Genomic DNA, 7099 nt, shown 5'->3' with positions numbered 1-7099 from the left:
GTGACCTCGACTGGATTCAAACCAGTAACCTCTTGAGCCGTAATCAAGTGCGCTATTCAGTTGCGCCACGAGGCCTTTTTTGTGGGTGCAAATATATCTCTTTTTTATATAATGGTCAAAATAAAAACTTAAAATTATAAAGTTTAATCTAAAGCATTTTTGGTAACGTAAAGTTTCCAACCAAAAATAGCCATCTGTAGCTTCGTGGCTTTAGTTAAATCTAATTGTCTTTTTGAGTAACTTGGCAAAACGATCTTATTAATTTTTGCTAATATTTTAAATATTTGTTTTTTCATAATGCATTCCTATTTATTAAAATAGTGAATACTATTTTTAAGACTCCAAAATTATACTTTTAATTAATGTTTGCCAAATACTGTTTCCTTTAAAAATAGTAAAACTTATTCTAGACTAAGTTTTACATTTTGTGGTTACAGAAATATCGATAATATAGCATCGATAATAATTTTAGCAAGTGTTAGCATAATATTTAAGGTTTAAGGGTTAATAATAACAAGCACTTTCATGATTGTTCATTCAATATATATTTTTTCATAATTACCCACCAAACAAAAACATATAAATTAACGCGACTGACTTTACATTTATAAGTAAAAAAACCTAAAGTATTACAATTATTTATACACTAGCTTAGATAAAGTTTTAATTTTAAACTAAAAACATCTTTTATTGTTTTAGTATAAAACAAACGTAGAGCCTTTTTTAAACAAAATAAAAAAGCCAAGAGGCTATTTGTTTAAAAATGTAACAAATTTCGTGTTTTCATTATTTCATTTTATAAAAGTTAATTAATTATTCAACAAAATTTTGATTAACTTATAATTGTATATTTGCAAAAAACTATGCTATGAAGATTAATAGACTATCTATTTTAATGACATTAATTTTTACTTCTATTTGCTTTTCGCAAGCTGTTGTAATTAATGAATTAGACTGTGATACACCTAGTATAGATACTAAAGAATTTATTGAACTAAAGACACCTAACCCAAATACAAGTTTAGATGGTTTTGTTTTAGTATTATTTAATGGCTCTAACACTAGTAGCACAGGAGGAAAAAGCTATTACGCTTTAGACTTAGATGGATTAACCACAGACATTAACGGTTTATTTGTAATTGGTAGCGATTTAGTTACACCTTTTCCGCAATTACTTTTTTCTCAAAATCTTATTCAAAACGGACCAGATGTTGTTGTTATTTATCAAGCAAATGCATCAGACTTTCCAGAACTAACTGATGCGACATTAAATAATGTGGTAGATATTTTAGTTTATGAAACTAACGATACTGCAGTTACAAATTTACTTGAGTTTTTTAATGATGCTCCAGGTTTTGAACTATTAGAACAAATAAATGATAATGGCACCAATGCAAACCCAAGATCAATACAACGTAATAACGATGGAAGTTATACTGCTGCTACTCCAACTCCAAGAGCTTTAAACGATGGTAGTGGAGTTGTTTTTAATCCTATTACAATTTCTACAACACAAACACAATATATAGAAGGTGAAACATTAGATATTACTTTTACTTCTGAAACCAATGTTACTGCAGATACTACAATAGATTTTACACTAAATAATTTTGGTTTTAATACTTCGGATTATTCTGGAAACACAACTATAGTTATTCCTAACGGACAAAATACTGTAACAACAAATATTACTTTGGTAGACGACACTTTAGATGAAGGAGATGAAGAACTATTAATTAAGTTTTCTAATTTAACATCACCTTTTATTCCTTTTAATAATTTTGTAGAACTAAGAGTGGTAGATAATGATTTTGTTGTTGCTCCTTTTGGCACACCTCTAAACCCAACAACAGGAATAGTTGCTAGCACACAACCAACTGGCTATTATAATAGTATAGACGGTTTATCTATTAATAGCACACCTACTACACTTGAACAAGCCTTACAAGGTATTATAGCAGATCCTGCAATAGTAAGAGCGCAAACCTATACAGACGTTATCGATATTTTAGAGCAAGCAGACCAAAATCCTGCAAACTCTAATCAAGTTTGGTTGGTTTACACTGAACAAGCTCGTGCCAAATTAGATTTCCAAACAACGTCTAGTAATGTTGGCACTTGGAATAGAGAACACACGTTCCCAAGGTCTTTGGCTGGTTATCAAAGTATAGATTTAGACGACATTAGAGATGGAAAGGATATTTTCTGGGCAACAGAAGCAGATTCTTTAAGACATGGTAATAGCGATGCACACGCATTAAGAGCTGCAGATGGACCAGAAAACAGTTCTAGAGGTAACCAACATTATGGAGAATATAATGGACCAACAGCAACGGCAGGTAGTTTTAAAGGTGATGTAGCACGAAGCGTTTTATATATGCAAATTAGATATAATGGCTTAAGTATAGAAAATGGTTTTCCAGACGTTGATGGACAATTAGGAGATTTAACAACGCTTTTAGATTGGCATAGAAACGATCCTCCAGACGATTTTGAAATGAATAGAAACAACATTGTTTACGAGTGGCAATTTAATAGAAATCCTTTTATAGATATGCCAGATTTGGTAGAATATATTTGGGGAAACCAAATAGGTATGGTTTGGAATAACGCATTAAGTGTAACAGAGTTTTCTACAGAAACTATTAAGCTTTATCCTAATCCAGTAAACAATCAACTCTTTATTTCTGGAAACAAACAAGAATATACTATTTCTATTTTTTCTTCGGAAGGACGTTTGGTATTAAACAGTATTATAAATAATAACAGCGCTATTAATCTAGATTTATCAAGTGGATTGTACGTTGTTAAAATTAATACTGAAAATGAGACTTTAACTAAGAAAATTATTATTGAATAAATTATTCAACAAGTTTAAAAAAAATCCCAAACTGAAAAGTTTGGGATTTTTTATTTATTATTTATAAGCTAGAGGAAGCAATCAAACTTCCATTAGATTTTCCAATCCATATTTTTGGAATCACATCTTTGTTCCTCTTCCACGTTGCACTAGACTTATTTCCATTATCATCTTTTAGATCAATTTTAATACTTTTAATTTCTCCGTTTGAGTTTCTTCTTAATTTTGAATAACTAACGATTATACCATCATTTTTTAATGATGATTTATAATGTTCTAAAACCATATCACTAGAATTTTTATCGATTAAATGAAGTTTTTCTTTAACAGACTTGTCCTCAAAACTCACCTCAGAAACTTGGTAACTAATATCCCAAGGATTTTCTTTTTTAGTGGTTACTATAATTACACCGTCTTTTCCTTTTTCGCCATAAAGTGTTATTGCATTTTCGTGTTTTAAAACGTTCATAGATTTTATTTTATCTGGATCAAGTACTGATAATTCTTGTTTATTAGATTCTTTACCATCAATAACAATATATACTAAATCTTGTGTGCTAGTTTTGCTAATAAAAGTGTTATTACTTGCATCTAAATCTCCATTTGGAAACGTCATTATTATTTTTTTAGGATTTATACTATCAATTATATTTATTTTGTTTTTTGTAGGGTCATTTTTTTTAGTAATAATTTCAACTACTCCATTTACGCCTTCAAAACCATATTTTTCTTTAGCCGATTTATCTTTTAAAACAGTTACAGATTCAAAGCTATCAGGTTTTAAGTTTTTTAATTCTTCTTTGGTTGACTTTATTCCATTAATAAATACAATTGGTTTATTTTTACTAACAACAGATGTTTTAAAATGACTAGTTTCTAAATTTGTTGGCTCAAAATTAATAGTGTCATTTAATTTATTAGCATTAACAATTTTTATATTTTCATTAATTAACTTTCCATCTTTAGAAGTTTGACTCGTAATCATTGTAAACTGTTTTGCGCCATTTAGCACATTTTTATTATTAGAAGAAAAAACTGTTCCATTTTTTACAAGGTTACCATCACTATTTTGAGTAATAATTTCAACGCTACCATCAGATAAACTCGACATAATTAAAACATCATTATTTTTATCACTACTAACTTTCACAACTGTATTATCAACAGAATTTTGAACCTGTATAGCTCCTGCATTCGTTTTCATCTCTTGTTTTACAGAAGCCTTTTTAGATAAAAATGAAGTTGTTGAACCATCTTTATTAACTTTCATATTCATACCAATATCAACATATCCAAAAATCAATTCGTTGTTCTCGACTTTTAAAACAATGTTTCCTATTGGTTTACCTTCTTTATGTTTATATGTAATATGCTTTGTAAAAGCAGTTTTATCATTCGCTTTGGTTTCAATAGAAAGATTAGTAATTGCTCCATTAATGTTTCGTTTTAAATTAGAAAACTTGATTTTTAAACCATCCGTTTGCGCCTCTAACTTTACGCTTATAGCTTCAATCTCTTTATCAGTCGATTTAGAAGTAATTATAAAGTCTTCAGTATTTACTTCATTTTCATAAACTACTGTTTTAGCAACATAGCGTTCTTCCACATTAAAACTCATTAAAAACAAGGCCAAAACAGGAAGCACAATAGTTAGTTTTAGTAGTCTGCTCTTTTTAGATTTCGATTTTTGTAACATAATAATTCGTTTTTTGATTAATGATTGATAAAAATAATTTGGTAATACTAGCTCACTTTGATTAATGCTCGCTTTTAATAAAACTGTCTGATAACTCTTAGAACAACTAATTTCTTTTTGCGCGTTGTAGTCTGCAATAAATTCTAAATTTTGTTGTATTTCTCTTTTGTACCACCAAATAAATGGATTAAACCAAAACAGAACTGTAGCTATTTGTGTAATAATCATGTCTAAAGAATGGAGTTGTTTTGCATGAACTTTTTCGTGTGTAATAATGTGACTCAATTCTAATCTAGTATACTGTTCTGGGTTAAAAACAATATGATTAAAAAAAGAAAAAGGAGTAATAGACTTTTCCGTTTCTATAAAATAAAAAGAATCCTTTTTAACCTTGCTTTCTTTATGCAATAAAGCTTGCAACGACTTAAACTGAAGAACGAGTCTTCCAAAAAAATAAGCTAACCCAATTAAATACAAGTAAAACAAGACCTCTAGAAATGTTATACTATTAACAACTTGACTTTGCACTTGAGACACTACAGTTGTACTTTCTATAAAGTTAATAGGAGTTGGTGTATATTCTATATAAATTGGAATAACAACAAGAGGTAAAACCGTTGCTAAAAATAATCCTGTTAGTAAAAACCATCGATTATACTGAAAAAATGTTTCGCGCTGCAAAAACAATTTATAACAACAATAAAATATAATAACTACAACAGATGCTTTTAAAAAATAGTCCATAATTATTTCTTTTTTTCAATTAAATCAATAATCTCTTTAAGCTCTGCTACACTAATTTTTTCTTCTTTAGCAAAAAAGGAAACAACGTTTTTATAAGAGCTATTAAAGTAGTTATCTATTGCAGTATTCATAAACTTATTTCTATAATCTTCCTTGGCAACTATTGGAAAATAACGATGTGTTTTACCAAAAGCCTCGTAACTAACATAGCCCTTCTCTTCTAGATTTCTAATCATTGTAGACAGCGTATTGTAATGCGGTCTTTCCGTTTTTATTTCTGCCATTACATCTTTAACAAAAGCATTTTCAAGCTTCCATAATATGTGCATAATCTCCTCTTCCTTATTTGTTAACTTTTGCATAAATAATATTAATATTAGAAAACAAACATAACTAAAAAAATAGTTACATAACTAAAAAAACAGTTTTTTAACTATTTTTTTAGTTTTAAATAACATAGTAACGTTATATAAACGAATTTCATGGCATGTTTTAATATTTATTTGGTATTACTTATATTCGCATAAAAATTCAATTATGAGCATACTTTGGGTCATTTTAGGTTTAATTCTTTTAGTTGTAGGTGGCGATTTTTTAGTTAAAGCATCTATAGCATTATCTTACAAATTAAACATGTCTAAAATGGTAATAGGTATGACGGTTGTCTCTTTTGCGACCTCTGCTCCAGAACTACTAGTAAGCCTACAAGCTGCTTTAAGAGATGCACCAGCAATTGCAATAAACAATGTAGTAGGTTCTAATATTGCCAACATTGGTTTGGTATTAGGTGTCACTGCGTTGATAGGACCTATAGCAGTAGATAAATCTTTTTACAAACTTAATTGGCCAATAATGCTATTCTTTTCTTTTATGCTATACTATTTTCTTGCAAACGATAGTATGTTATCAAGTACAGAAGGCATCATTTTATTTTGCTCCTTAGTAGTATTTATAGTAGTATTAATTAAAAATTCAAAATCAGATCCTGAGACTAACAACACTAAAGATCCTCTCGCAACAGCTGCAAACTTTAAAATATTAATATGGCTATTAATAGGTGCCACTTCTCTATATTTTGGTTCTGTTTGGTTAGTAAATGGTGCAAAAAGTCTTGCCGAAGCATTAGGTGTTAGCGACGCAGTTATCGCTGTTACAGTTATTGCTATTGGTACAAGTGTGCCAGAATTAGCAGCCTCAATAATAGCTGCTGCAAAACAAGAAAAAGCACTATCATTAGGAAACCTAATTGGATCTAATATTTTTAATATTGGATCTGTTTTAGGATTAACCTCAATAATTAAATCCATTCCAGTTACAGACGCAAAGATTTTAGGAAGTGATATTTTCTGGATGATTGGTTTTTCGGCCATCCTACTTATACTAATATTAATACCTAAAGTTATGCAAATAAGCAGATACAAAGGTTTATTATTAGTCTTAGGTTATTGCTTATTCTTATACTTCTCCTTTAAATAATTTTTTTTGGGGCGTTACCAAGACAAAAAAGTCTTGGTCAGGCTGTCCGCTGTATCTTTTTTTTTCTACTTAACCTTAGTGAGTCTTTTATAGATTAACATGGTTTTTTAACTTCAGTTAGTTGGTTTATTATAATAAAAAAAAGGATGCCACTTCCATCCTTAACGCGTGCTCACTCAATTCGCATACTCAATTTCTAATGACACTTTAAAAGTCTCAAACAAAAAAACGCCTAAACTAATTGTTTAGGCGTCTTATAAATATTTTAGTTATTTATCTTTCTCTCTTCTTAAATTACTTTTATCGCTTAAGCGTAAAATGTG

The 7099-nt window shown here is 29.3% G+C and carries 5 protein-coding genes and 1 tRNA gene; 2 read left to right on the top strand and 4 right to left on the bottom strand.

Annotation, left to right across the window (positions count from 1 at the left end):
- Position 1: 1 nt before the first annotated feature.
- Positions 2-75 (bottom strand) — tRNA-Arg (locus tag Q0C58_RS05160).
- A 68-nt stretch (positions 76-143) separates the two neighbouring features.
- Positions 144-296 carry an SsrA-binding protein gene (locus Q0C58_RS05155; protein ID WP_290698378.1) on the bottom strand — a complete coding sequence of 51 codons (153 nt, stop codon included), beginning with the start codon at positions 294-296 and terminating at the stop codon, positions 144-146.
- Between the two features lie 572 nt (positions 297-868).
- On the opposite strand from Q0C58_RS05155, the gene Q0C58_RS05150 reads away from it, so the two are divergent.
- A complete protein-coding gene (locus Q0C58_RS05150; protein WP_290698375.1) occupies positions 869-2860 on the top strand; it encodes an endonuclease in 1992 nt (663 codons plus the stop codon).
- A gap of 61 nt (positions 2861-2921) precedes the next feature.
- On the opposite strand, the gene Q0C58_RS05145 is transcribed toward Q0C58_RS05150, so the two are convergent.
- Positions 2922-5300 carry a M56 family metallopeptidase gene (locus tag Q0C58_RS05145; protein ID WP_290698371.1) on the bottom strand — a complete coding sequence of 793 codons (2379 nt, stop codon included), beginning with the start codon at positions 5298-5300 and terminating at the stop codon, positions 2922-2924.
- A 2-nt stretch (positions 5301-5302) separates the two neighbouring features.
- Positions 5303-5662, bottom strand: coding sequence for a BlaI/MecI/CopY family transcriptional regulator (locus Q0C58_RS05140; protein WP_290698368.1), 360 nt, complete (start codon positions 5660-5662; stop codon positions 5303-5305).
- 175 nt (positions 5663-5837) lie between these two features.
- Here Q0C58_RS05140 and Q0C58_RS05135 point away from each other — a divergent pair, with 175 nt between their 5' ends.
- Positions 5838-6776 carry a calcium/sodium antiporter gene (locus tag Q0C58_RS05135; protein WP_290698366.1) on the top strand — a complete coding sequence of 313 codons (939 nt, stop codon included), beginning with the start codon at positions 5838-5840 and terminating at the stop codon, positions 6774-6776.
- Positions 6777-7099 lie beyond the last annotated feature (323 nt).

The sequence above is a fragment of the Lacinutrix sp. genome (genome assembly GCF_023299985.1).
In the GTDB taxonomy this organism is placed as follows: domain Bacteria; phylum Bacteroidota; class Bacteroidia; order Flavobacteriales; family Flavobacteriaceae; genus Lacinutrix.
This window is presented reverse-complemented; position numbering and strand designations above follow the sequence as displayed.